This window comes from Rhodanobacter soli (assembly GCF_039523495.1).
Classification (GTDB): Bacteria; Pseudomonadota; Gammaproteobacteria; order Xanthomonadales; family Rhodanobacteraceae; genus Rhodanobacter; species Rhodanobacter soli.
The window spans coordinates 2,233,050-2,256,434 of sequence record NZ_BAAAFK010000001.1; the positions used below are offsets into that span (position 1 = coordinate 2,233,050).

Here is a 23,385-nt window from a genome sequence, read left to right on the forward strand (position 1 = left end):
TCTTGCTAAGGTCAAAAGCTCGCCGCTGGAACATGCATGAACTCGATCGAAGTAGCGTTGGCCATGCTGCTGGCCGTGGTCGGCAGTGGCTACCTGGTGCGCATGCTGCCGTTCTCGTTGCCGCTGCCGCTGGTGCAGATCGGGCTGGGCGCGGTGATCGCCGGCGTGTTCAAGCACGGCGTGGCGCTGGACCCGGACATCTTCTTCCTGTTGTTCCTGCCGCCGCTGCTGTTCCTCGACGGCTGGCGCATCCCCAAGGACGGGTTGATGCGCGACCGCGGCGCGATCCTGGCGCTGGCGCTGGGCCTGGTGGTGTTCACCGTGATCGGTGTCGGCTTCCTGATCCACTGGCTGATTCCCGTCATGCCGATGGCGGTGGCGTTCGCACTGGCCGCGATCGTGTCGCCGACCGACCCGGTGGCGGTGTCGTCGATCACCGCGCGCGTGCCGATCCCGAAGCGGCTGATGCACATCCTCGAAGGCGAGTCGCTGCTCAACGACGCGACCGGCCTGGTCTGCTTCCGCTTCGCCGTGGCGGCGGCGGTAACCGGCAGCTTCTCGCTGCTGTCGGCATCGCTGACCTTCCTGTGGGTGGCGCTGGCCGGGCTCGGCGTCGGCGTGCTGTTCACCGTGGCGGTGAGCTTCGCCCAGCGCTGGTTGTCGCGGCACTTCGGCCAGGAGGCCGGCTCGCCAATCCTGATCAGCCTGCTGATCCCGTTCGGTGCGTACCTGCTCGCCGAGCAAGTGCATGCCTCCGGCATCCTCGCCGCGGTCGCGGCGGGCATCACCATGAGCTACGTCGAACTCAGCGGCCGCCTGCTGGCGACCACGCGGGTGCAGCGCACGGCGGTGTGGAACACCGTACAGTTCGCCTTGAACGGCATGATGTTCGTGCTGCTGGGCGAGCAGCTGCCCGCCAGCCTGCAGGACGCGATGGCATCGGTGGCGCAGAGCGGCCATCGCAATCCGTGGTGGCTGCTGGTGTACGCGCTGGCGATCAACATCGGCCTGGCACTGCTGCGCCTTGCCTGGGTCTGGATCTCGCTGCGCTTGAACGTGCTGAAGGCGCAGCACCGTGGCGACCCGGTGAGCAAGCTGCACTGGCGACTGCTGCTGGCCACCTCGCTGGCCGGCGTGCGCGGCGCGATCACGCTGGCCGGCGTGATGACGCTGCCGCTGCTGCTGCCGGACGGCACGCCCTTCCCCGCGCGCGAGCTGGCGATCTTCCTCGCCACGGCGGTGATCCTGCTGTCGCTGCTGGCTGCCAGCATCGGCCTGCCGCCGTTGCTGAAAGGTCTGGAATTGCCGCCGGAACCGGCTGTTCAGCGGGAAGAAAACCTGGCCCGCCGGGCCGCCGCGACGGCGGCGATCGCCGCCGTCGAAAAGAGTCAGCACGAATTGCTGGAAAAGGCTCCGGCCAGCGACGTCGATACCTATACCAGCGCGGCCACCCGGGTGATCGCGCTGTACCAGCATTGGCTGGACGAGGACGACTCCAGCGAGGACGAGGCGCGGCAACTGCGCAAGGCCGACGTGGCCGAACGCGAATTGCGCCTGGCCGCGCTGCAGGGCCAGCGCGAGGCGATCTTCGAACTGGCGCGCCACCATCACGTCTCCGACGAGGTTTCGCGCCGGCTGGTACGCGAAATCGATCTTCAGGAAGCGCGCTACCGATAGCCGCAAGCAGTGCAGTATCTTGCCGGGGGGCCCTTGCCTTGTTCGCACCATGCATCTAACCAACGGAGTCAGCCCATGCGCATGTTCCGCCGACTGCTGATGGTTGCGCTGGTGGCTACTGCGCTGCCGACGGCGGCCGCCACCTTGCCGAATCAGCCCGTACCGTCGCTCGATATCAATCGCTACGCCGGCCAGTGGCACGAGATAGCGCGGCTGCCGATGTACTTCGAACGCAAGTGCCTGGACGCCGTGATCGCCACCTACACGCCGAACCCCGACGGCACGGTCCGGGTCCACAACACCTGTCGCACCGACAAGGGCCGGATGTCCGTCGAGGGAGTCGCGCGGATCAGAGACAACCAGCCCGCGGCGCTCGAAGTGCGTTTCGCGCCCGCCTGGCTGACCTGGCTACCGATGGCATGGGCCGACTACTGGGTGATCGAGGTGGATGCCGACTACCGGTGGGCCGTGATCGGCAGCCCCGAGCGCAAGCATCTATGGATACTCTCGCGCCAGCCCACGATGGATCGCGCACTGTTCCTGACCCTCAAGGAGCATTCGCGCCAGCGCGGCTACCAGGTCGACCAGCTGATCATGACCGCACCGCTGGATTGACCGCCAGGGCGCGCGACGAAAATCTCCGAACGAACCCGACGCCTCAGTCGACCGGAAAGATCGCTGCCGGCGCCAGCCCGAGTCCCAGACCAACGATCAGACGCAAACGCGCCTTGAGCGGCTGCAGGTTGCCCACCGGCAACAGGCCCTGCGCGATCAGGTCGCTCTCGGCTCCCTCGCCGCGGTAGGTGGAGGTCAGCACCGGACCGGCCGCGCAACGGCTGGCAAGCACCACCGGCATGCGCCGGGCCAGCACCCCCAGCACCTTCGCCGCCGCCGGCGGCACATGGCCGCCGCCCATGCCGGCGATTACCAGGCCGTCGGCGTAACGACCCGCCGCCTCGGCGAGACGGCCATCGTCGCCGCTGGCCATGGTCAGCAACTCGACCCGGTGCGACAGTTCACGCGGCCGCCCCAGTATCGGCCCCGCCGGCGCACCCCACAGACGCACGCGTCCCTCGCCGACGACGCCGACCGGGCCGGCATCGGGACTGGCGAATGCCGCGGGGCGACTGGTGTGCACCTTGGTCACCCAGCGCGCCGCGTGAATTTCATCACCGAATACCAGCAACGGCCCCAACGCGGCCGCGGCGGCCTGCGCGGCCACCGTGATCGCCGCAGCGAGATTGGCCGGGCCATCCGAGCCGGCGACCACGCCCGGACGCATCGCACCGGTCAGCACTACCGGCAACCGCGCGCCGCACATCAGCGCGAACAGGTAGGCGGTTTCCTCCAGTGTGTCGGTGCCCTGGCTGATCACCACACCGTCCGGCGGCTGCGCGCCGGCCGCGAGCGCCTCGACACGCTCCACCAGTTGCAATACGTCGGCCAGCGACATCGCGCGGCTCGGCACGGTGAGCGCGTCGACCGCGACGACTTCGATGCCCGCCGGCAACGTCACCCCCGCCAGCAGTTCGGCGCCACGGCCCGTCGGACGAAAACGGCCAGCCTCGTCGGCGTGACCAGCGATCGTTCCCCCGCACGCAATCAGTGTCACTCGGCGCATGTCCAGCCTTGTCAGTCCAGGTCCACCCGGGTGCACGGCACGATACGGCACCCGGCTTGCAGAAGCGGTCACAGGTAACGCGATTGGCCCGCCTTGTCAAAGGCAACGGACAAGAACGCCGGCCGGGTAAATCTCTCGCGTAGGAGATCGGCTACTTCACGCTGCCCAACGGGCTTGGCGCGCACCCCACCTTCTGCACGGTGTAGCTGACGCCGGCCACACGCCAGCCATCGGCGTTGCGCACCAGGCTGAAACTGTCGACGCCGCAGTGGGACAGTTTGCCGTCGACGTGGAAATCGTACGGCGCCCATACCTGGGCAAGGTTGTCCTGCACCATCACCTGCGCGTCCCAGATGCGCTCGCGGAACGCTTCCTTGTGCTGGCCCAGCGCATCCAGGTAGCCGGTGTCGGGCTCGATCTTCACCGTGCCATCGGGCAGCACCACCACGAAACTGGCGCCGGGCAGAATCAGCCGGCGCGAGGCGTCCACGTCATGCTTCGCCATCGCCGCGAACAGCGCATCCACCGCGCCGAGCGCTTCGCGCTGGGGCGCGCTGAAGGTGTCTTTCGCCTGCACGTTGCCGCCGGCCAGCACGGAGAATGCAGCGGCGGCCAGAGTCGCAAGGGTTGTCGTGCGAAGGTTCATGCAAGGGCCTCATGGTGGTTTTCAGCGGTCATCGCCATCACGTCATCGGCACGCCAGCCCGGCCGGCGTGCTGTACTGGTTTCGCGGCCGGTGCCCGCAACAACTCGGCCGTATCGAGCAACTGCACGCCGGACACCTGGGCCAGGTGTCCGCGCAGCCAGTAGCCATGTTCGGCGCCCACGATCACCACGATGCGCTTGCCCGGGTTCTCTTTCGCCGCCTGCAGGATGACGCCGAGAAACTGGCGGTTCCAGCGTTCCCAGCCGACGCGTTCGCCGTCGCCGACCATCGCCTGCTGCAGCTCATGCTTGGCGCGCAACACCGAATCGGTCACCGCATCGTTGACCCGTGCCGGCGATGTCCAGTACGTCTGCAGGCCGATATAGGCGCCGTCGCTGTAGCGCGAGAACGCCTCGGCCTGTTCCGGTGCCCGCACGCTGAAGTCGTGGCCGGCCTCGATGTACGGCTTGAGGATGTCGCTGTAGGTGGGCTCGGCCGGCTCCATCGCATACACGCGATAGTGATGACGGTCGATCAACGGATAGACGACGTCGGGATATTCCTGCTTGGTCGTTTCCGCTGGGCGCAGCTTCAGATCGTCCGGCTGCAGTTCGACGCACAGCACATCGGGCTGCAACTGCTCGATGGCACGGCCCAGTGTCTCGAATGAATAGGCCGGCGTGGTCGCATGCAGTTGGTGCAGCGTGGCGAGCACGGCCACCTGGGTCGGCGGAACCTTCGCCGCCGCCCATGCCGGCAACGCCATGGCCAGGACCAGCAGGACCCGCCTGAGCATCGGCGCGGTGAACACGCCCAGGTGGAGATGGGCCGTGCGGGTGGTCCGGAGGAAGCGATGGGGCAGCAACATGGTGTCCGGGTGCGGCAAGGGAGGCCGTGGCACTGTAACCGCGCCGCCACGCTGCGCCAACGTCGGCGGCGGATTTTCCAGTCGGCGCGCGGTGGTCAGCAGCCCGGCGTCATGCCTTGGCTATCCATGCCAGACGGATGGCCGGAGGCCATGCGGCGGCGAAAGATTGCAGCACGCCCGGGCGAGGGCCGGCATGGCGTCGAGAAGGTGCCCGTAGACCTTCTCTGCGCAGAATCAGGATAGGCTGCAAATCAGCGCTTCCGCCATGGCAAAAAACCACCACCTTGCGTGGGCACGAATGAACCAACCGCTTTCCCCGATCGAATCCGGCACGGGCCTCCCGTTCGGCAATGTGATGGATCTGCTGCTCGACGCAATCTGTGTGGTGGATGCCCGGGGCCACTACGTTTTCGTCAGTGCCGCCTTCGAACGCATCTTCGGCTACACGCCGGAAGAGGTCATCGGTCGGCCGATGATCGAGCTGGTCCACCCCGACGATCGCGAACGCACCCTGCAGGCGGCGAACGAGATCATGGCCGGCCAACCCAAGCCGCATTTCCAGAACCGCTATGTGCGCAAGGACGGTCGGGTCATCCACATCATGTGGTCGGCGCGCTGGTCGGAGGCGGACCAGGTGCGGATCGCGGTGGCTCGCGACGTCACCGAACTCAAGCGTGCCGAACTGATGCAGATGGCATTGCACGCCATTTCCGAGGCGGCGCACTCGGCGGAGGATCTGCTGGCGCTGTTCCGGCACATCCACCGGATCGTCGGCAAGCTGCTGCCGGCCAGAAATTTCTTCGTGGCCTTGTACGACGCGAAAAAGGACGAGCTGAGCTTCCCCTACTTCGTCGACGAGTACGACCAGCCACCCCCGACGCAGAGCCTGGACTCCAGCACGCTCAGCAGCGAGGTGATCCGCAGCGGACAGGCGCTGCTGCTGACGCCGGATACCCGGCTGGACCTGCCCGCGCGGGTACGCCCGATCATCGGCCGGGATTCGCTGGACTGGCTCGGTGTGCCGCTCAGCGGACAGCAGGGTGTGATCGGCGCACTGGTGGTTCAGAGTTATTCCGGTGAAGTGCGCTACAGCCAGCAGGACAAGGCGCTGCTGCAGTTCGTCTCCACCCAGATCGCCGCGGCGATCGAGCGCAAGAAGACCGAGACCCGGCTGCAACATCTTGCCCAGCACGACCAGCTCACCGACCTGCCCAACCGCGAACTGTTCCACGACCGCCTGTGCACTGCCCTGGCCAGGGCCCGGCGCGACCAGCAGCGACTGGCGGTGCTGTACCTCGACCTGGACCAGTTCAAACCGGTCAACGACAGTCATGGCCACGACATCGGCGACCTGCTGCTGTGCGAGGCGGCCGCGCGCATCAGCCAGTGCGTGCGCGAGTCCGATACGGTCGGCCGCATCGGCGGCGACGAATTCGTGGTGCTGCTCAACGGCATCGGCCTGCCCGAACACGCCACCGCGGTCGCCGCGAAGATCCATGCCGCATTCGAGCGGCCGTTCGAGCTGGCCGGCCGCCTGCTGCAGGTACCGGCGAGCATCGGCATAGCCATCTATCCCGACCACGGCGAGGACGACAAGCAACTGCTGCGGCATGCCGACGACGCCATGTACGACGCCAAGCGGCAAGGCGGCAACTGTGCGCTGATGACCGCCGTGTCGCCGTAGCCGGCGGCGCCGCGACTTTTCGCTGCATCCGTTGCCCCGTCGGCACCACCCGGTCGCGGCCACCTCGCCGGGCCGCGCGGCGTTTCGACCGCAGGAAAGTGCGGCCGACCACCATTGGCGCATGAATCCACTCTGCTGATAGGCTCAGAATTGCTGCGCGGTCGCCACCGGGGGCTTGTCTTCGGCGTCATGCGGCCAAGCAAGATGTTCCACCCATCCCAGCCAGCCTGACGAGACAATGCGTGGCCTTTGAGATCGAAGAACAACGCATGGATGTCGGCGACCTGCGGCTCGGCATGTTCGTATGCCGACTCGACCGGCCATGGGAGGAAACCCCGTTTCCCCTGCAAGGTGTCGAGCTGGCCGGCGAGGAGGAGCTCGATACGATCCGCGCGCTGTGTCGGTACGTCTATATCGACCTGCGTCGCCGGGTCGTCATCGCGCCGCGGCTGGCGCTGAGTCGCACCAGCCTTTCCGGCACGCGCTTCAGAAGCACGGTCCGCTACGCCGACCAGACCCCGGTCGAGGAGGAGGCGCCGCGGGCGCATGCCGCGCTGGACAACGCCTCCGAGATGGTCGATCGCATCTTCGAGGACGTCGTCAGCGGGCGCCAGTTGTCCGTCGAGCGCGTGGAGCAGGCCGTGCGCCCGCTGGTCGCCAGCGTGCTGCGCAACGCCGACGCGTTCTTCCTGGTCGAGGGCCTGCGCCGGCACGACAGCTATTCCTATGGCCATGCGGTCGGCTGCAGCGCACTGGCCGCGGCGTTCGGGCGGCACATGGGCTTCGCCGAGGAAACCATCCTCAGTCTGGCCGCCGGCGGTCTGCTGATGGATGTCGGCAAGACCCGTGTGCCCGAACCGCTGCTGCAGCACGCGGGTGCGCTCACGCCGGCCGAAACGGACACCGTGCGCACGCATGTCGCCGCGGGTCTGGCGATCGTGGCCGGCTCGGACATAACCAACCAAGACGTGCTGGATATTCTGCGCACGCACCACGAGCGCCACGACGGCAGCGGCTATCCCGACGGACTGGCCGGCAATCTCATCCCGATCACCGGCCGCATGCTCGGCATCATCGACACCTACGATGCGATGGTGAGCCCGCGCCCCTACCGCGCGGCGATTTCCCGGCACCGGGCGCTGCGGCAGATCTACGCCACGCGCAACAAGCTGTTCCAGGCCGAGATGATCGAGCAGTTCCAGGTCTGCCTTGGCGTGTACCCGACCGGCTCGCTGGTCGAGCTGAGCACCGGCGAGGTGGCGGTAGTGATGGCGCAGAACCAGGTGCGCCGGCTGCGCCCGAAGGTGGTCGTCCTGACCACGCCGGACAAGCAGCCCCTGACGGATTTCCGCCCGGCCGACCTGATGATGCACCAGGCCGACGACGACACCGCGATCGACATCACGCGCAGCCTGGCCGTGGGCGACTACGGCATCGACGCCGCCGGTCTTTTCCTGCAATGACCCGCAATCCGATGCCCGCCGCCCGCGTATCCGCCCCTCGAGTGAGGCTGCTCGACGCATGTTGAACCGACAGCCGATATTCGCCGCGATCCGGCAGCAGATCGCGTCCTGCGCCGACGCCGGCGGACGCTTCGCGGTGATGATGCTGCGCGCGCGCGGCCTGCATGAAATCAGCCTGCGCTTCGGCTATGAACAAGGCGAGCAGGCCGGCGAAAAGGCGCACGAGCTGATCGCAAAGTCACTGCGCCCGATCGACCGGGTCTTTCGTGCCGGCGACGACAGCTACGTGATGGTGTTGCCGGACATGCTCAGCCGCAACCACGTCCTGCTGGCGAGCGCGCGCCTGGCGCAGGCCTTCGAGCAGCCGTGGGCGGGCGCCGACTCGCCATGGCAGTTGCGCGCGGTGATGGGCGTGGCGCTGTATCCGGAACACGGGCTGGACGCCGATCTGCTGTGCCGACGCGCCGGCATGGCGCTGGACGAGGCGCAACACCGGCGCGAACCGTGCGTGGTCTACCAGCCGCACGACACCCAGGTGGAGATCTTCTACGAGGAACTGCGCGAGGCGATCGAGGCCAACCGCCTGCAGGTGTTCTTCCAGCCGGTGCACGACCTGCAGGTCGACCGCATTGCCGGCATCGAATCGCTGGCGCGCTGGACCAGCCCGCGTCACGGCGACGTGTCGCCGGCCAGCTTCGTGCCGTTCTCCGAGCAGAGCGACCTGATCTCGGTGCTGACGCGCTGGAGCATCAACGCCACCCTGCGCCACGCGGCACCGCTGTGCGAGGCACATGGACTGAGCTTCGCCATCAATCTTTCGCCGCAGGTGTTCTCCCGACCCGGCGTGGTCGAGCAGTTCATGGGCGCGCTCGACATCTGGGGCGTGGCGCCGACCGCCGTGATCGCCGAGATCACCGAGACTGCGCTGGCCAACGACCTCGAATTGAGCGTGCAGGTGCTGCGCCGGCTACGCGACCTGGGCGTGCGCATCGCCATCGACGACTTCGGCACCGGCTATGCATCGATCGCCTACCTGCGCCGCTTCCCCGCCACCGAACTGAAGATCGACCAGTCGCTGGTGGGCACCATGCGCGACGACCCACATACTTCCCGGCTGGTCAGCGCGATCATCAACATGGCTCACCACATGGACCTCACCACGATCGCCGAAGGCATCGAGGATCAGGCCACGCAGGACCTGCTCACCGGCATGGGCTGCGATTTCGGCCAGGGCTACCATCTGGGCCGCCCGGAGCCGGCGGCGGATTTCGTTAGCCGATTCAACGCCAGCATGGCCACGCCGTGACCCGCGATGTCCACGCCTGAGCCTGCCGCTGGCATCAGCTTTGCGCTGGAACAGGCCGGCAAGCGCTACGGCAAGGTGCGCGCGCTCGACCGAATCAGCCTGACGTTCCCCGCCGGCACCACCACGGCGCTGATCGGCAGCAGCGGCTCGGGCAAGTCCACCGTGCTGCGCCTGCTGCTCGGACTGGAGTGGCCGGACCACGGCCACATCGAAGTCGACGGCCATGCCCTGCAGCGCTGCGACGTGCTGGCGCTGCGCCGGCGGGTCGGCTACGTGATCCAGGATGGCGGCCTGTTCCCGCACCTCACCGCGCTGGGCAACCTGGCCCTGCTGCCGCGTCACCTCGGCTGGAACCGCGAGCGCATCCACCAGCGTGCGGAACAACTCGCCGCGCTGACTCATCTCCCGGTTGGCGTGCTGGAACGCTACCCGGCCGAACTGTCCGGCGGCCAGCGCCAGCGCGTGGCGCTGATGCGCGCACTGATGGCCGACCCCGACGCGTTGCTGCTGGACGAACCGCTTGGTGCGCTCGACCCGGTGGTGCGGCACGAACTGCAGGACGAGCTGAGGCAGATCTTCGACCAGCTCGGCAAGACCGTGATCGTGGTCACCCACGACCTGGCCGAAGCAGCCTGGTTCGCCGAACGGCTGGTGCTGCTGCGCCGGGGCGCCGTGCTGCAGGACGGGACGTTCCGGGACCTGCGCGACCGCCCCGCCGACGCGTTCGTCAGCCGCTTCGTCGCGGCGCAGCGACGCTTGCCGGAGCCCTTGTGATGCGCCGCCTGCTGAGCGCACTGATCCTGTTGCTGGGCACCTGCCTGCTGCCCGCGTCGGCACAGGACACGCCGGTGCGCATCGGCTCCAAGCAGTTCACCGAGTCGGTGATCCTCGGCGAACTGGCGCTGGCCGGTGCACGCGAGGCCGGCGTCGACGCGGTGCATCGGCGCGAACTGGGCGGCACCAGCATCCTGTGGCGCGCCCTGCTCGAAGGCGAGATCGACGCCTATCCCGAGTACACCGGCACGCTCACCCAGGAACTGTTGAAAGGCGTGCCGGCGAACGCGGATATCGCCACCCTGCGCACGCGGCTCCAGCCGCTCGGCATCGGCATCACCGACTCGCTCGGCTTCAGCGACACCTATGCGATCGGCATGCGCGCCGATGAAGCCACGCGGCTGGGCATCAGGAACATTTCCGACCTGCTGCAGCACCCCGGCCTGCGCTTCGGCTTCTCCAACGAGTTCATGGACCGCGGCGACGGCTGGCCCGGCCTGCGCCAGCACTATGGCCTGCCGCAGACGAACGTGAGCGGCCTCGACCACACGCTGTCGTATCGCGCGGTGGCCAGCGGTGCGGTCGATGCGATCGACCTGTACAGCACGGACGCGGAAATCCCCTACTACCACCTGCGCACGCTGCGCGACGACCGCGATTACTTTCCGCGCTACGAGGCGGTCTACTTGTACCGGCTCGCGCTGGAGCAGCGTGCGCCCGCCTTCGTCGGCGTGCTGCACAAGCTCACCGGCAGCATCGACGAGGACGCGATGCGCGCGATGAACGCGCGGGTGAAACTGCGCGGCACGAAGGAAAACATGGTGGCCGCCGATTTCCTCGGCATCCATGCGGACGACCACGACGGCGGACTGTGGCCGCACCTGCTCCAGCGCAGCGCCGAACACGTCAAGCTGGTGGCGGTCTCGCTGGGGCTGGCCATGCTGCTGGCGATCCCGCTGGGCATCCTGGCGGCCCGCCTGCGACGACTGGGCCAGTGGGTGATCGGCCTGACCGGCGTGCTGCAGACGGTGCCGTCGCTGGCGATGTTCGTGTTCATGATCCCGCTGCTCGGCATCGGCACCTGGCCGGCGATCGCCGCACTGTTCCTGTACAGCCTGCTGCCGATCGTGCGCAACACACACGCCGGCCTGGTCGGCATTGCGCCGGAATTGCGCGAATCCGCCGCCGCGCTGGGCCTGCCGCCCGGCGTGCGGCTGCGCCGGGTGGAGCTGCCGCTGGCGATGCGCTCGATCCTGGCCGGCATCAAGACCGCGGCGGTGATCAACGTGGGCACCGCCACGCTGGCGGCATTGATCGGCGCCGGCGGTTACGGCCAGCCGATCCTCACCGGCATCCGGCTGGACGACGTCGGCCTGATCCTGCAGGGCGCGATCCCGGCCGCGGTGCTGGCGTTGCTGGTGCAGGGCCTGTTCGAACTGGTCGAACGCTGGCTGACGCCGCGCGGGTTGCGGCTCGAAGCGCGCCAGTAGGTCCGCGCCGGCTCACGCCTTCTTGAGGAAACAGACCTTCAGCACCAGCCCCTTGATCTTGTCCGAGTTGCCTTCGATGTGCTCGTCGTCGCCGTCGACCAGGCGGATGTTGCGGATCATCGTGCCCTGCTTCAGCGGGATCGATGAACCCTTCACCTTCAGGTCCTTGATCACCGTCACCGTGTCGCCGCTGTTGAGCACGTTGCCGTTGACGTCGCGCACCACCAGCGCGGCATCCGCCGCATGCGCGCCCGCCGCGATCGGCCACTCGTGGCCGCAGTCGGCGCAGACGTAGTTGTCGCCGTCCGGGTAGGTGTTTTCCATCGCGCAGAGCGGGCAGGCGGGGATAGAGGGCATCGGTCGATCCTGGTCGTTCAATCAAGGAGACCGGCGATTATACGGGCGCGCGTCGCGTGCCTTCACGCGGCCGACATCGGCATGGCGTTAAATCTACGCGCACCGTCACGGAGACTCACCATGCAAGCTCACCAGGTTCTCGCCACGATTGTCGTGAGCGACTTCGCTGCCTCCAGCGCCTGGTACGCCCGCCTGTTCGGGCGTGTTCCCGACAACGGCCCGAACGCCTCCTGCGCCGAATGGCAGATCGCGCGGCGCACGCGGATCCAGGTGCTGCCCAGGAATGCACTGGCCGACGCAGGCAAGCGCACCGGCGCGTCGCTGGGCATCATCGTGGACGACCTCGATGAAATCCTGCTCGGCCTGCAGGGTCGGCAGATCGACGCGCCGCCGCCGCAACTGGCCACACACTATGTGCGCTTCGCTCCGGTATGCGACCCGGACGGCAACCTGGTCACTTTCGTGGAGTCGGCAACCGCTTGAGCCGCCAGCCCGGCTATCCTGACAGTCTCTCGTCAGAAGGCGCCCCGATGCACCGTCTACTCTTGTTGTGGCTGGCACTGGCCATATCCGTTCCCGCCGTCGCCGCCACGCCGGAGGAAGCCGCCATGGGCGGACTTCCCCATGTCGCGTTCCCGGCGCCGCATCGCGTGGCCTCCGGGCGATTGCAGGCGGGCGACATCGCCACGCTGAAGCGCGCCGGCATCCGGCAGGTGATCGACCTCAGCGTGGACAGCGAGACGCCCGGTTTCGACGAAGCCGCCGCCATGCGGGCGGCCGGCATCGGCTACCACAACCTGCCGATCCGCGACGCCGGCGACCTGACCCAGGCCAGGGTCGCGCAATTCGACCGCTTGCTGCTCGATGCCGGCGATCAACCGACCCTGGTGCACTGCGCCAGCAGTAACCGGGTCGGCGCGATGATCGCCTTGCGCGCCGCGCTGATCGACGGCCGGTCGACCGAGGCAGCACTGGCCGAAGGTCGCCGCTGGGGCCTGAAGAGTCTGGAACCCGCCGTGCGCGAACGGCTGCAAGCGTGGTCGAGCGACGGAACGGACGCTGCCGCCGCGCCACCCGCACGCTGAAGTCCGACGCTCAAGACACACGCGTTGCCGCCAGATGTGCGAAAGCCGATGTGCAAGTTGGGGTACCATGCGCGCCTGCTTGGCTATCCCACGGCACGGACCTGGATTCGACCCCCGCATCGCCGCCCTCCTCCACGCCGCTACCCGCACGCGCCGTGCTGCTGATGCTGGGCAGCGCCGGTCTGTTTGCCCTGATGGCGGTAACCATCCGCTTTGCCTCCACCCAGTTGCACCCATTCCAGATCACCTTCTTCCGCAGCACCTTCGGCGTGCTGTTCGCGCTGCCGCTGCTGTATGTGCACGGCTGGCAGTTGCTGCGCACACCGCGCCTCGGCTTTTACGTGATGCGCTGCGTGCTCGGCATGGGCGGCATGCTGGCCGGTTTCTGGGCGATCGTGAACCTGCCGCTGGCCGAGGCGGTGGCGCTGTCGTACTCCTCGCCGCTGTTCGTAACGATCGGCGCGGTGCTGTTCCTCGGCGAGGTGGTGCGCATGCGCCGCTGGAGTGCGGTGGTCGCCGGTTTCATCGGCGTGCTGGTGATCGTGCGGCCCGGCAGTGACGCGTTCACTGCCGGCAGCCTGGTCGCCCTGCTGGCGGCGGGGTTGACCGGCGCGGTGACGATCAGCATCAAGTCGCTGACCGGCAGCGAACCGGCCGATCGCATCGTGCTGCTGACCACCCTGCTGTGGGTGCCGCTGTCGCTGCCTGCCGCACTGCCCGTATGGCAATGGCCGCACGCGAACATCTGGCCGTGGCTGGTGCTGTCCGGTGCGCTCGGCACCGGCGGGCATTACTGCTGGACGCGCGCACTGCGCATGGCCGACGCCTCGCTGCTGGCGCCCTTCAGCTATCTGCAGCTGCTGATCGTGGCCGTGCTGGCCTGGTGGATCTTCGGCGAAGGCGTGGATCGCTACACCGTGGCGGGCGCAACCATCATCATCGGCGCCAGCCTGTACATCGCCCACCGCGAACACAGTCTGGCACGCCAACAGCGCCGGCAGGTACCGGCGGCGAACGCCGAACCGTCGATCTGACATCACGAGCCGCGCGGGTCATGCCTCGTCGGGCAGGTCGGGCAGATCCGTCAGGTTGGCCATCTCCGCCAGCATGTCGACCGGCTCGGGCACGGATGGCGCCGCCAGCGGCCAGCGGCCGATCGCCTCGTACCTGGATTCGCCGAAGAAACTGCGGATCAGCGCGAATTCGGACACCCACCAGCGAATCGTCGCGATGGATTCCTCGATCGCGTCGACCGCATGGCCGTGCAGCATGGTGACGTACGGCAGGAAACTGGACACCCCGCTGACCTGCAGGCCCACGCGAGCCTGTGCCGCGGCAATGGCCTTGCGCAGGCTCAACGCCGCCTCGGTGGTGGCGCCGTCCGCGCACAGCACGAACGGAAACTGCCCGTCCCTGGCGCTGAAGCGCATCGCCGAATCCAGGCTGGCGACGAACCCCGGGGCACGCACCTCGCCGGCCGCGGCCAGCAATGCCTCCTCCAGCGGCTGCCGCAACCGTTCGGGCCTGCCCATCGGGCACAGCGTCAGGTGCAGGCTGTCGATGCCGACCGGCGAGCCGCCGACCCGATGCGATTTGCGGAAACGCTCGCCCACGCCGGCGATCTCGGCGCGGGTCGGGCCATCCGGCAGCAACGCAAAAAAATAGTTGATGCCGGCGGCGAGTTCGGATGGGTTCGATAAGGTGGAAATGAGCTGTGCCTCCAAGCCATCACGCCAGTGATCGGTTACATGTGATTCCCACCCCGCCAGGGCCGCGATCGAAACCGAGCCGGCCCGGCCGATGGCACATGAGCTTGCCGTTTGTGGCCGGGCCATTCAAGTACTCGGCTTGTGCGGTGGTCGTCGATTTCGAGCAGCCCCGTTCATGGCCCTGACGAGAGGCCGCTGCGTCCCACGCGCGAATTGCCACGCCGGGCCCACCGAGGAGCAACGTCGTGACTGCCTGCTTCCAGCGCATCACCTCGTGAAGACGCTGCAGCAGGCGGCCGGGTGATCGCTAGCGCAGTTGGCTGTCCTTGCTGCCGCGGCGGTTGTACAGGCCGGAACTGCGCTGCTCCGCATCCTGCGCTTCCTGGCAGGCCACGCACAGGCGCACGCCGGGCACGGCTTTGCGCCGCGCCGCGGGAATCGGCGCATCGCATTCCTCGCAATGGGTCAGACCCGGGCCCTTGCGCAACTGCTGGCGCGCCCGCTGTACCGCATCGTTGACCGTGGCGTCGATCTGATCCTGCACGGCGCCATCGCCTGCCCAACCGGTTGCCATGGCACACCTCCGAGAAAGTTCGATGTGACCCCGGGCGATCAGTGCGACTTGGACCGCAGATCCTTGATATAGCCCAGTTCATCCAATGACTTGGGTTCGCCGGGCGGGAGTTTCAAGCAATCCCGGTACGCCGTCGCCCGCGCGGTGCACAACGAGCATAACCGAAGCGGCGCCGTGCGCCGGCTGCGTCGATTCGTGGCATGGCCAGTCACGGCGGAAGTGCCAGAATGCGATATCCACCTTCGCCCAGGAGAACGCGTCGTGAGTACCGCCCCGTCCGTCCCAACCGACAACGCCGCCCTGCGCAGCGACGACAGCGTCGCCAAGCAGCTGTTCCTGGGCAACATCCTGGAAGAGAACCTGTTCCCGTACCCTGAGATCCGCGCGCGCGACAAGGAAATGCTGGGCGCGATGACCGACGCGATCGACCAGTTCCTCGCCGACAAGGGCGCCGAACTGAAGCAGTACGACCGCGACGCCGAACAGCCGGCCGAGTTCATCCAGGCGTTGCGCGAGATGGGCCTGTTCGGCCTGATCATCCCGGAGGAATTCGGCGGCATGGAGCTGTCCAACGGCGCCTATGCGCGTGTGCTGGGTCAGACCAGCAGCCACGACAGCTCGGTCTCGCTGACCATCGGCGCGCACAGCTCGATCGGCATGAAGGGCGTGCTGCTGTTCGGCAGCGACGAACAGCAGCAGCGCTACCTGCCGAGGCTGGCCACCGGCGAAATGATCGCCGCGTTCTGCCTCACCGAATCCGGCGCCGGCTCCGACGCCGCATCCATCCGCACCAAAGCCGTGCGCAACGACGACGGCAGCTGGACGCTCTCCGGCGAGAAGATCTGGATCACCAACGGCGGCATCGCGGACTTCTACACCGTGTTTGCGCGCACCGACACGCCCGAGGGCAAGATCACCGCGTTCCTCGTCGAGGCCGCGTGGCCCGGCGTCAGCCACGGTCCGCACGAGGACAAGATGGGCATCCGCGCCTCGTCCACCACCACGGTCGCATTCGCCGACGTGCGGGTGCCGCCGGAAAACGTGCTGGGCCCGGTCGGCAAGGGCTTCAAGGTGGCGATGAGCATCTTGAACTCGGGCCGCACCGGCCTGGGCGGCGGCGCGGTCGGCGGCATGCGCTCGCTGATCCGCCTCGCCTGCGCACAGGCCAAGGAGCGCAAGCAGTTCGGCCAGCCGATCGCCGAGTTCGGCCTGGTGCGCGAGAAGATCGCGCAGATGACGGTGGACTGCTTCGCTGCCGAAAGCGCGGTGTGGATGGTCGCGCACCTGATCGACGGCGGCGGCAGCGACTACTCGGTCGAGGCGGCGATGAGCAAGGTGTTCGCCAGCGAGGCGGTGCAGCGCGCCTCCTACGAGGCGCTGCAGATCGCCGCCGGCAACGGCTTCATGCGCGACTTCCCGTACGAGCAGATCACCCGCGACACCCGCATCCTGTCGATCTTCGAAGGCACCAACGAAATCCTGCACCTGTACATCGCGCTGTCGGGCCTGAAGGGCGTGGGCGCGGGCCTGAGCGAGCTGAAGGCCGCCGTGGGCGACATCTTCAACGACCCGATCAAGGGCTTCGGCGTGCTCGGCACGTACACCGGCCGACGCATGCGCGAGGCCACCGGCTACGGCATCGACCGCATCGTGCACGAGCTGTCGCCGCGCCTGCGCAAGGTCGCCGCCACCTACGAGAAGTACACGGTGGAACTGTCCAAGTCCAGCGACGCGCTGCTGCGCCGCTACGGCAAGCAGGTAGCCGACCAGCAGCACGCGCAGAAGCGCCTGGCCGACATCGCGATCGACCTGTTCGTGGGCCTGTGCGTGCTCTCGCGTGCCGACAGCATGGCGAAGCAATTGCACCCCGCCGCCGACGAGGCGATCGGCATCGCCGAGATCTTCGCGAAGCAGGCGCGCCGGCGCATGGCGCGCAACGTGCGCGGCCTGGAGCGCAACGAGGACGCCGCAATCGAACAACTGGCCGGTGCGGTGCTGGCACACGACGGCTACATGTGGGACGTGATTTGAAACCAACCCCGGAGAAACCTGCCATGAGCTTACCCAGCGTCCGCGCCAGCACCGGCGATGCGCCTTACGCGGTCCACTTCACCGACGACCAGGGCAACACCTGGCAAGCCGACGAGCCGATCGAGGAAGGTGGCGCCAACACCGGCCCGGCGCCGCACCGGTTACTGTTGTCGGCGCTCGGCGCGTGCACCGCGATCACGCTGCAGATGTACGCGGCGCGCAAGCAATGGCCGCTGCAGCACGTCGACGTCGAACTCAAGTTCAATCCCGACGGCACGCCCGAGGCAGGCAACGACATCACCCGCGTGATCACTCTGCACGGCGAGCTGGACGACGAGCAACGCGAGCGCCTGCTGCAGATCGCCAACAAGTGCCCGATCCACAAGGTACTGACCGGCGAGGTGCGGATCGCCTCGAGACTTGGCAGCGATTCGCCGTAACGCGCCGAGACCCCGGCACGGCCGCGCCATGGCCGTCTGGAAGGCTGTTCCCCAACCAGGCTTCGGGCCGGAATCACGGCTTTCCGCCCGCCCCATGCTTCACCCTACCTTGACACCATCGCCAGGGTGGGAGTACATGGCCGGCACGTGGCGCTTTCCGGGGAGAGAACGACCATGATCTTGCAGAACGCGGTGTGGGTCATCACGCTGACGGGGATGGGGCTGGTGGCGCTGGGCTTCATCTATGCGATCACCCAGGCCGGCCGGCCGGCCGATGCGGCCGAAACTGCCAAGGCCAACCGAAGTTCCACCACCTTGCGCCGCGGCCTGTTCCTGGCGCTGCTGCTGCTGAGCATCGGGGTCACCTGGGCCAGCCTCCGGCACTTCCCCATCCCGTTGCAGCATGAGCCATTGCAGGCAGCGCAGGTGGTCGACGTGATCGGCCACCAATGGACATGGGATGTCAGCCAGACGCACTTGACGGCGGGCAAACCGGTGGAATTCCGGGTGACCGCCAGCGACGTCAACCATGGCTTCGCGATCTACGCCCCGGACGGCCGCATCGTCATCCAGACCCAGGCGATGCCCGGCTTCACCAACAAGATCCTCTACACGTTCCAGACCCCGGGCACCTACAGGATCATGTGCCTCGAATACTGTGGCGTCGCACACCACGGGATGACGGCCGAACTTGACGTTGCTGCCCCGGGGGACAAGTCATGAGCTCGCTCGAACTCTACCCGCAGGACGAAAAACTGCCGCGCGGCGAACACGCGGCGTTCAACCTGTACATGATCACCGCCTTGCTGCTGTTCGTGCTGATGATGCTGCTCGGCTTGACCATGCGCATGACCCAGGCCGAGTGGGCGCCGGTCCAGGCTGCCATGTTCTACAAGATCATGACCATGCACGGGGCCGGCATGGTCGGCACCATGAGCCTGGCCAGCACCGCAGTGATGTGGTTCTTCCTGCGCAAGTACGTGTCGTTGCACCTGTGGGCGTTCGTGAGCAACTACGTGCTGTTCATGCTGGGTGCGTTATGCATCATCTGGGCGGTATTCATGGGCGGTTTCGCCAGCGCGTGGACCTTCCTCTACCCGCTGCCGGTGCACTCGATGGGCCTGTGGAGCAACGGCGCAGCCGCGATCTTCATGGTCGGCTACCTGCTGATCGGCGTGGGCATGCTGCTGTTCTACCTGGATGCCGCCGCGGCGATCATCCGGCGCTACGGCAACCTCGGCCGCGGGCTGGGGCTGCCGTGGCTGTTCCGCGGCAGTATCGATCCGACCCACCCCAAGGCCGTCGTGGCCGGCACCATGGTGATCATCGCCAACTCGCTCGGCATCCTGGCCGGCGCGGTGGTGCTGGTGATGTGCCTGATCAACGCCTACGACCCCGGGGTCGCGCTCAACGCGCTGGTGGTGAAGAACCTGATCTACTGGTTCGGCCACATGGTGATCAACGCCACCATCTACATGGGCGTGATCGCGGTCTACGAACTGCTGCCGCGCTACACCGGCAAACCCTACGGGATCTCGCGGCCGTTCCTGTGGTCGTGGGCGGTGAGCACCGTGTTCGTGATCATCGTGTTTCCGCATCACCTGCTGATGGATTACGCCGAACCGCGCTGGATGCTGGTGATGGGCCAGGTCATTTCCTATGCGGCCGGCTTCCCGGTGTTCCTGGTCACCGCGTACGGCGTGCTCACCAACATCCACCGCTCCGGAATGCGCTGGAAGATGCCCTCGATGCTGGCCGTGCTGGCGCTGTTCGGCTGGGCCGCAGGCATCGTGCCGGCGATCATCGACGGCACCATCAGCGTCAACCGGGTGATGCACAACACTCAGTGGGTGCCGGGACATTTTCACTTCTACCTGTTGCTCGGCGTGCTGCCGATGATCCTCACCCTGCTCTACCACGTGGTCGGCAGCCGCAAACGGGCACCGGCGGACAGTCGCACGGACAGGCTCGGCCTCGCCCTGTATGTCGTGGGCGGCATCTGCTTCAGCATGGTGTTCCTCTACGCCGGCCACATGAGCGTGGCGCGACGCTTCGCGGCACATCTGCCGGAGTGGGTGCCGTACGACCGGGCCGGCTCGATCGCCGCGATGGTGCTGATCCTGGGCATGCTGCTGTTTGCCACCCGCCTCATCGTCGGTCTGCTGAAGGCGCCGGCCGATGTCGACCCTGCGCACCATACTGGCTAGCACCCTGCTGCTGGTGCTCGGTGGCGCCGTGCTGACGGTCGCCACCGACGGCTTCCATGCCTTCACCAGCGAAACCGCGCGTCGCCTGGCGGTGCAGCGACACCCGCCGATGGTGCCGGCGGTGTCGCTGGAAACCCAGTCCGGCGCGCAGCTGAACCTGGCCGACCTGCGCGGCAAGTGGCTGCTGGTCGACTTCGTCTACACCCGCTGCATCAGCTGGTGTCTGGTGCAAGGCGGCGAGTTCGCGCAATTGCAGGACCGGCTCGCCGAACCGCTGGCACAAGGCCGGCTGCTGCTGCTCAGCATCAGTTTCGATCCCGCGCATGACACGCCGGCGGAACTGGCCGCGTACCAGCAGCGCTTCCACGGCCGCGACGCCGGCTGGCTGGCGGTCCGGCCACTGCGCGCAGGCGACCTGCAACCGTTGCTGCATACCTTCGGTGTCACCGTGGTTCCCGACACGCTCGGCGGCTTCGTGCACAACAGCGCCGTCGCGGTCGTCGATCCACAGGGCCGGCTGGTACAGATCCTCGACATGGGCAACCCCGAGGCCGTTGCCGGGATCATGCGGCGGAATCTCGGGCCATGACCGCCGCGGCGTGGCGCCTTGCCCCGCCCGTCGCCGCGCTGCTGTTCGTGGCCTTGCTGCTGCCGCCGTCGCGGCGCCTGCTGGAAAGCAGCATGACCCTGCAGATGCTGGTGCAGCTCCCGCTGCTGATCAGCACGGGCTACCTGCTGCGCGAGGCCGTGCCGGCAACGCTCGCGGCGGCCATCGCACGCTGGAACCGGCACGGCATCAGCGGCCTGGTGCTGGCCAGCCTGGCCGGCATGTTCTGGATGCTGCCGCGCTCGCTCGATGCGGCGGTGAGCCTGCCGTGGATGGCGTTCGCCAAGTTCGCCAGCGTGCCGTTGCTGATCGGCCTGCCGCTGGGCCTGAGCTGGTCGCACATGGGCTTCATCGTCAGGGGCGTGTTCCTGCTCGAACTGATCGCCACGTTCTTCCGCCTGGGCTGGCTGTACCTGGTCTCGCCGGTGCGCCTGTGCAACAACTACCTGCTCGACGATCAGCAGCGCGCAGGCGAAACCATGCTGGTGATCGGCAGCGTGATCCTGGCCGGCGTGCTGGCCAAACTGTTGTGGGGTCGCTTCAATTCGACCTGAACGGCAGTCGCCACGACGTTGCCGGAACGCGGCCACCATCGGCGGTGAGGCCGGACATCACCATCCGCCTGAACGGTCCCAGCCGCGCGCCGGCGCCCAGGGCAAGTTTGCGCAACACCCGTGCCGGACGACGGTCATCGGTGTACAGCCCGGCCAGCATCTGCGTGGCCAGGTACAGCGGCCGCGTGGCCAGGCGATGTTCGCGTGCATAGCGTTGCAGCAGCGCCGGACTCCAGATCGGCCGCCCCGCGTCCACCGCCGCGCGCAGCTCGCGCGCCAGTGTGGCCTGCCCGAGCAGGCCGAAATTGAAGCCGTGCGCGGTCACCGGGTGCATGCCCACCGCCGCATCGCCGATCAACGCAAAACGCTCGGCCACGAAACGTTTCGCGTACACGCCCACCAGCGGATAGGAACAGCGCGGGCCGGCCATGCGCATCGCGCCCAGCCGCCCCTGGAACCGTTCGGCCAGCGCCGCTTCCAGCGCCGCATCGTCCAGTGCCAGCAAGACCTGCATCTGTTGCGGCCGCAGGGTCAGCACCACCGAGGACGTGTGCGGGTCGTGCAGCGGCAGCAGCGCCAGGGTCTGGCCGACGCCGAACCACTCCCACGCCACCTGCTCGTGCGGCACCTCGTGACGCATGCGCAGCACCAGCATGGTCTTGCCGAAATCGTGCATGCCGGCGGCGATGCCCATCGCACGGCGCGTCTCGGAGAAGCGGCTGTCCGCCGCCACCACCAGTTGCGCACGCAGCGTGTCGCCGTTGCCGAGGTCGACCTCGGCGCCATCGCCGCCGGTGCGTATCGAGCCGACCCGCGCGCCGGTGATGCGCTCGACCTCGGGCAGGGTCATCACTTCGGCATACGCGGCGCGACGGATCGCATGGTTCGACAGCAGCCAACCCAGCTGCGACTTGCCCGCCTCGTCGTGACGGAACATCAGGCCATCGCGATCATTGCCGTCGAGCACCATTGCATCGCGCAGAGTGCCGATCTCCTCCTCGCGCAGCCGCGCCCACAGGCCGAGCTCGCGCATCAGCCGCTGCGAGTGGTGGGTGATCGCGATCTCGCGCCCGTCATCCGCCGGCGCCACCAGTGCGGCCTCTTCCTGCCGCTCCACCAGCGCGATGCGCAAGCCGCTGCCGGCCAGCGACCGCGCGAAACACAGCCCGGTCGGGCCGGCTCCGACGATCACGATATCGAACGACATGGACAGCACGCTCCAGGGGATGACCGCCGTCAAGCTACGGCCCACCACGCGGGCCTGCGTTGACCTTGGTCAGGAAAAACAGTCCGTAACTGCCGCGTCAGCCGCCGCAGCCGCCGCAGCAGATCGACGGCAGCTGCACGACTTGCTTCGGCGCCACCTGCCAGCCGACCTGCCGCAGTACTTCGATCAAGTCCGCCGAGGTCATCGAAGCGGACACCCGTAGCACCAGGCCGCTCATGTCCAGATCGGCCACCGCCGTCGGATCGACATCGAACAGGGCATCCTGCACGACAGCGGGATCGGGGGACGCATCGGTCAGGGCGATATGGAATTCCATCGGGTTTCCTCGTTTTCATGGGCACCGCATGGTGTCGCTGGAACCGATGTTCCGCAGTGCCGGGCGGCGCCGCCTTGACCCCGGTCAAGCGCGGCCCGAGTCGTCGCCCCATGAAGACGACAGGCCCGCGCAGCGAAGGCCCTCAGCGCACGTGCACCCAGTACACCCGCACGCCGTGTTCCCGATCCCCTTCGCGGCGACCCTCGCGTCCGTCGGCGACCACGCCCCACACGCTGTGCATGCCTTCATCGAACAGCCGATCCACGCGCACGTGCTCGCCGACCGGAATGTCGAAGGTGGCCTCCAGCACCATCGTCTTGTCGCGCTCCCAGACGAGCACGGCGGGCTTGTCCGCACCCATGCCCCAGCCGACGTGGATCTGCACGTCCTGCGTGACATGACCGGCCCGGTTGTCCAGCTTCCAGTGCTCGGTCTTGCTCAGCAGCGACTGCAGATCCGGGTCGTTCCAGTCGACGCGGTGGCCCGATTTCGAGGAATTGCGGCGATGGTTCATTGACGAATTTCCGGTGATGCTGCCGTGGAGGCGTTGTCCGCCCGGATACCTCATTCAATGCGCTGTCAGGTTATTCCATTGTGCACGTCTCGGACGTCGACCATCTCGCTGTTCGACCAAAGAATACCCCAGGAAGTCCCCTTTGGCGGCCAGCGCAAATCCGCGCATCGAACATGCAACCTGCCCTGCCTGCCGGTGTCGATATCAAGCATGGCCGTTCGTCGCATGGAAGAA

25 protein-coding genes are annotated in these 23,385 nt (G+C 67.4%); 16 read left to right on the plus strand and 9 right to left on the minus strand.

Features of this window, described 5'->3' with window-relative positions; all coding sequences use genetic code 11:
- Positions 1 to 36: 36 nt before the first annotated feature.
- The gene (locus tag ABD024_RS10225) at positions 37 to 1,677 is read left to right on the plus strand and encodes a Na+/H+ antiporter (protein WP_343852224.1); all 1,641 of its coding nucleotides are present in this window, start codon (positions 37 to 39) and stop codon (positions 1,675 to 1,677) included.
- Positions 1,678 to 1,752: 75 nt separating this feature from the next.
- Positions 1,753 to 2,292, plus strand: a complete 540-nt coding sequence (locus tag ABD024_RS10230) for a lipocalin family protein (RefSeq protein WP_343852226.1) — start codon at positions 1,753 to 1,755, stop codon at positions 2,290 to 2,292.
- A 43-nt stretch (positions 2,293 to 2,335) separates the two neighbouring features.
- Here the strand turns inward: ABD024_RS10230 and ABD024_RS10235 are convergent, their stop codons facing one another.
- The 3 genes from ABD024_RS10235 to ABD024_RS10245 form a co-directional block, all read right to left on the minus strand.
- Positions 2,336 to 3,289, minus strand: a complete 954-nt coding sequence (locus tag ABD024_RS10235) for an asparaginase (RefSeq protein ID WP_343852228.1) — start codon at positions 3,287 to 3,289, stop codon at positions 2,336 to 2,338.
- A gap of 160 nt (positions 3,290 to 3,449) precedes the next feature.
- A complete protein-coding gene (locus ABD024_RS10240; RefSeq protein ID WP_343852230.1) occupies positions 3,450 to 3,944 on the minus strand; it encodes a nuclear transport factor 2 family protein in 495 nt (164 codons plus the stop codon).
- A 37-nt stretch (positions 3,945 to 3,981) separates the two neighbouring features.
- A complete protein-coding gene (locus ABD024_RS10245) occupies positions 3,982 to 4,812 on the minus strand; it encodes a hypothetical protein (RefSeq protein ID WP_343852232.1) in 831 nt (276 codons plus the stop codon).
- A gap of 298 nt (positions 4,813 to 5,110) precedes the next feature.
- Between ABD024_RS10245 and ABD024_RS10250 the strand changes: the two genes are divergently transcribed.
- The 5 genes from ABD024_RS10250 (at position 5,111) to ABD024_RS10270 (ending at position 11,529) form a co-directional block, all read left to right on the plus strand.
- Complete coding sequence (locus ABD024_RS10250) at positions 5,111 to 6,496, plus strand: diguanylate cyclase domain-containing protein (RefSeq protein ID WP_343852235.1); 1,386 nt, start codon at positions 5,111 to 5,113, stop codon at positions 6,494 to 6,496.
- A gap of 242 nt (positions 6,497 to 6,738) precedes the next feature.
- Entirely contained in the window at positions 6,739 to 7,959 is a 1,221-nt protein-coding gene (locus ABD024_RS10255) for an HD-GYP domain-containing protein (protein WP_343852237.1), read from the plus strand.
- Positions 7,960 to 8,017: 58 nt separating this feature from the next.
- Positions 8,018 to 9,265, plus strand: coding sequence for a putative bifunctional diguanylate cyclase/phosphodiesterase (locus ABD024_RS10260; protein ID WP_343852239.1), 1,248 nt, complete (start codon positions 8,018 to 8,020; stop codon positions 9,263 to 9,265).
- 6 nt (positions 9,266 to 9,271) lie between these two features.
- The gene (locus tag ABD024_RS10265; RefSeq protein ID WP_343852242.1) at positions 9,272 to 10,039 is read left to right on the plus strand and encodes an ATP-binding cassette domain-containing protein; all 768 of its coding nucleotides are present in this window, start codon (positions 9,272 to 9,274) and stop codon (positions 10,037 to 10,039) included.
- Positions 10,036 to 11,529 (plus strand): ABC transporter permease/substrate-binding protein, encoded by a 1,494-nt coding sequence (locus ABD024_RS10270; protein WP_343852244.1) that lies wholly within the window; start codon positions 10,036 to 10,038, stop codon positions 11,527 to 11,529. Before ABD024_RS10265 ends, ABD024_RS10270 begins: the two co-directional genes overlap by 4 nt.
- 12 nt (positions 11,530 to 11,541) lie before the next feature.
- Here ABD024_RS10270 and ABD024_RS10275 read toward each other — a convergent pair whose 3' ends face one another.
- Complete coding sequence (locus ABD024_RS10275; RefSeq protein ID WP_343852246.1) at positions 11,542 to 11,886, minus strand: zinc ribbon domain-containing protein YjdM; 345 nt, start codon at positions 11,884 to 11,886, stop codon at positions 11,542 to 11,544.
- 120 nt (positions 11,887 to 12,006) lie between these two features.
- On the opposite strand from ABD024_RS10275, the gene ABD024_RS10280 reads away from it, so the two are divergent.
- From ABD024_RS10280 to ABD024_RS10290, 3 genes are all read left to right on the plus strand, one after another.
- Positions 12,007 to 12,369, plus strand: a complete 363-nt coding sequence (locus ABD024_RS10280; RefSeq protein WP_343852248.1) for a VOC family protein — start codon at positions 12,007 to 12,009, stop codon at positions 12,367 to 12,369.
- Between the two features lie 47 nt (positions 12,370 to 12,416).
- Complete coding sequence (locus tag ABD024_RS10285) at positions 12,417 to 12,971, plus strand: protein tyrosine phosphatase family protein (protein WP_343852250.1); 555 nt, start codon at positions 12,417 to 12,419, stop codon at positions 12,969 to 12,971.
- Positions 12,972 to 13,135: 164 nt separating this feature from the next.
- Positions 13,136 to 14,005 (plus strand): DMT family transporter, encoded by an 870-nt coding sequence (locus ABD024_RS10290; RefSeq protein ID WP_343854631.1) that lies wholly within the window; start codon positions 13,136 to 13,138, stop codon positions 14,003 to 14,005.
- An 18-nt stretch (positions 14,006 to 14,023) separates the two neighbouring features.
- On the opposite strand, the gene ABD024_RS10295 is transcribed toward ABD024_RS10290, so the two are convergent.
- Together ABD024_RS10295 and ABD024_RS10300 are read right to left on the minus strand one after the other, a co-directional pair.
- Complete coding sequence (locus ABD024_RS10295; protein WP_343852252.1) at positions 14,024 to 14,695, minus strand: 2'-5' RNA ligase family protein; 672 nt, start codon at positions 14,693 to 14,695, stop codon at positions 14,024 to 14,026.
- Between the two features lie 292 nt (positions 14,696 to 14,987).
- Entirely contained in the window at positions 14,988 to 15,254 is a 267-nt protein-coding gene (locus ABD024_RS10300) for a DksA/TraR family C4-type zinc finger protein (protein ID WP_343852254.1), read from the minus strand.
- Positions 15,255 to 15,515: 261 nt separating this feature from the next.
- Between ABD024_RS10300 and ABD024_RS10305 the strand changes: the two genes are divergently transcribed.
- From ABD024_RS10305 to ABD024_RS10330, 6 genes are all read left to right on the plus strand, one after another.
- Entirely contained in the window at positions 15,516 to 17,285 is a 1,770-nt protein-coding gene (locus ABD024_RS10305) for an acyl-CoA dehydrogenase family protein (RefSeq protein WP_343852256.1), read from the plus strand.
- 23 nt (positions 17,286 to 17,308) lie between these two features.
- Complete coding sequence (locus ABD024_RS10310) at positions 17,309 to 17,725, plus strand: OsmC family protein (protein ID WP_343852258.1); 417 nt, start codon at positions 17,309 to 17,311, stop codon at positions 17,723 to 17,725.
- A 147-nt stretch (positions 17,726 to 17,872) separates the two neighbouring features.
- Entirely contained in the window at positions 17,873 to 18,448 is a 576-nt protein-coding gene (locus ABD024_RS10315; protein ID WP_343852260.1) for a cupredoxin domain-containing protein, read from the plus strand.
- Positions 18,445 to 19,932, plus strand: coding sequence for a cbb3-type cytochrome c oxidase subunit I (locus tag ABD024_RS10320; RefSeq protein WP_343852262.1), 1,488 nt, complete (start codon positions 18,445 to 18,447; stop codon positions 19,930 to 19,932). Before ABD024_RS10315 ends, ABD024_RS10320 begins: the two co-directional genes overlap by 4 nt.
- Positions 19,904 to 20,521, plus strand: a complete 618-nt coding sequence (locus tag ABD024_RS10325) for an SCO family protein (protein WP_343852264.1) — start codon at positions 19,904 to 19,906, stop codon at positions 20,519 to 20,521. Before ABD024_RS10320 ends, ABD024_RS10325 begins: the two co-directional genes overlap by 29 nt.
- Complete coding sequence (locus tag ABD024_RS10330) at positions 20,518 to 21,093, plus strand: hypothetical protein (protein WP_343852266.1); 576 nt, start codon at positions 20,518 to 20,520, stop codon at positions 21,091 to 21,093. The genes ABD024_RS10325 and ABD024_RS10330 overlap by 4 nt, the downstream gene beginning before the upstream one ends.
- Here the strand turns inward: ABD024_RS10330 and ubiM are convergent.
- The 3 genes from ubiM to ABD024_RS10345 form a co-directional block, all read right to left on the minus strand.
- Positions 21,080 to 22,300: a 5-demethoxyubiquinol-8 5-hydroxylase UbiM gene (gene ubiM / locus ABD024_RS10335; RefSeq protein ID WP_343852268.1), complete on the minus strand. Its 1,221-nt coding sequence runs from the start codon at positions 22,298 to 22,300 to the stop codon at positions 21,080 to 21,082. The genes ABD024_RS10330 and ubiM overlap by 14 nt on opposite strands.
- A gap of 97 nt (positions 22,301 to 22,397) precedes the next feature.
- Complete coding sequence (locus ABD024_RS10340; protein ID WP_343852270.1) at positions 22,398 to 22,637, minus strand: hypothetical protein; 240 nt, start codon at positions 22,635 to 22,637, stop codon at positions 22,398 to 22,400.
- Between the two features lie 142 nt (positions 22,638 to 22,779).
- Positions 22,780 to 23,151, minus strand: coding sequence for a hypothetical protein (locus ABD024_RS10345; RefSeq protein ID WP_343852272.1), 372 nt, complete (start codon positions 23,149 to 23,151; stop codon positions 22,780 to 22,782).
- Positions 23,152 to 23,385: the final 234 nt, after the last annotated feature.

Coding starts and splice junctions, on each gene's coding strand:
- ABD024_RS10265 (WP_343852242.1), top strand. CDS start 9,272: ATGTCCACGCCTGAGCCTGCCGCTGGCATCAGCTTTGCGCTGGAACAG.
- ABD024_RS10325 (WP_343852264.1), top strand. CDS start 19,904: ATGTCGACCCTGCGCACCATACTGGCTAGCACCCTGCTGCTGGTGCTC.
- ABD024_RS10230 (WP_343852226.1), top strand. CDS start 1,753: ATGCGCATGTTCCGCCGACTGCTGATGGTTGCGCTGGTGGCTACTGCG.
- ABD024_RS10340 (WP_343852270.1), bottom strand. CDS start 22,637: ATGGAATTCCATATCGCCCTGACCGATGCGTCCCCCGATCCCGCTGTC.
- ABD024_RS10250 (WP_343852235.1), top strand. CDS start 5,111: ATGAACCAACCGCTTTCCCCGATCGAATCCGGCACGGGCCTCCCGTTC.
- ABD024_RS10245 (WP_343852232.1), bottom strand. CDS start 4,812: ATGTTGCTGCCCCATCGCTTCCTCCGGACCACCCGCACGGCCCATCTC.
- ABD024_RS10345 (WP_343852272.1), bottom strand. CDS start 23,151: ATGAACCATCGCCGCAATTCCTCGAAATCGGGCCACCGCGTCGACTGG.
- ABD024_RS10300 (WP_343852254.1), bottom strand. CDS start 15,254: ATGGCAACCGGTTGGGCAGGCGATGGCGCCGTGCAGGATCAGATCGAC.
- ABD024_RS10290 (WP_343854631.1), top strand. CDS start 13,136: ATGCTGGGCAGCGCCGGTCTGTTTGCCCTGATGGCGGTAACCATCCGC.
- ABD024_RS10225 (WP_343852224.1), top strand. CDS start 37: ATGAACTCGATCGAAGTAGCGTTGGCCATGCTGCTGGCCGTGGTCGGC.
- ABD024_RS10260 (WP_343852239.1), top strand. CDS start 8,018: ATGTTGAACCGACAGCCGATATTCGCCGCGATCCGGCAGCAGATCGCG.
- ABD024_RS10280 (WP_343852248.1), top strand. CDS start 12,007: ATGCAAGCTCACCAGGTTCTCGCCACGATTGTCGTGAGCGACTTCGCT.
- ubiM (WP_343852268.1), bottom strand. CDS start 22,300: ATGTCGTTCGATATCGTGATCGTCGGAGCCGGCCCGACCGGGCTGTGT.
- ABD024_RS10285 (WP_343852250.1), top strand. CDS start 12,417: ATGCACCGTCTACTCTTGTTGTGGCTGGCACTGGCCATATCCGTTCCC.
- ABD024_RS10320 (WP_343852262.1), top strand. CDS start 18,445: ATGAGCTCGCTCGAACTCTACCCGCAGGACGAAAAACTGCCGCGCGGC.
- ABD024_RS10240 (WP_343852230.1), bottom strand. CDS start 3,944: ATGAACCTTCGCACGACAACCCTTGCGACTCTGGCCGCCGCTGCATTC.
- ABD024_RS10310 (WP_343852258.1), top strand. CDS start 17,309: ATGAGCTTACCCAGCGTCCGCGCCAGCACCGGCGATGCGCCTTACGCG.
- ABD024_RS10330 (WP_343852266.1), top strand. CDS start 20,518: ATGACCGCCGCGGCGTGGCGCCTTGCCCCGCCCGTCGCCGCGCTGCTG.
- ABD024_RS10275 (WP_343852246.1), bottom strand. CDS start 11,886: ATGCCCTCTATCCCCGCCTGCCCGCTCTGCGCGATGGAAAACACCTAC.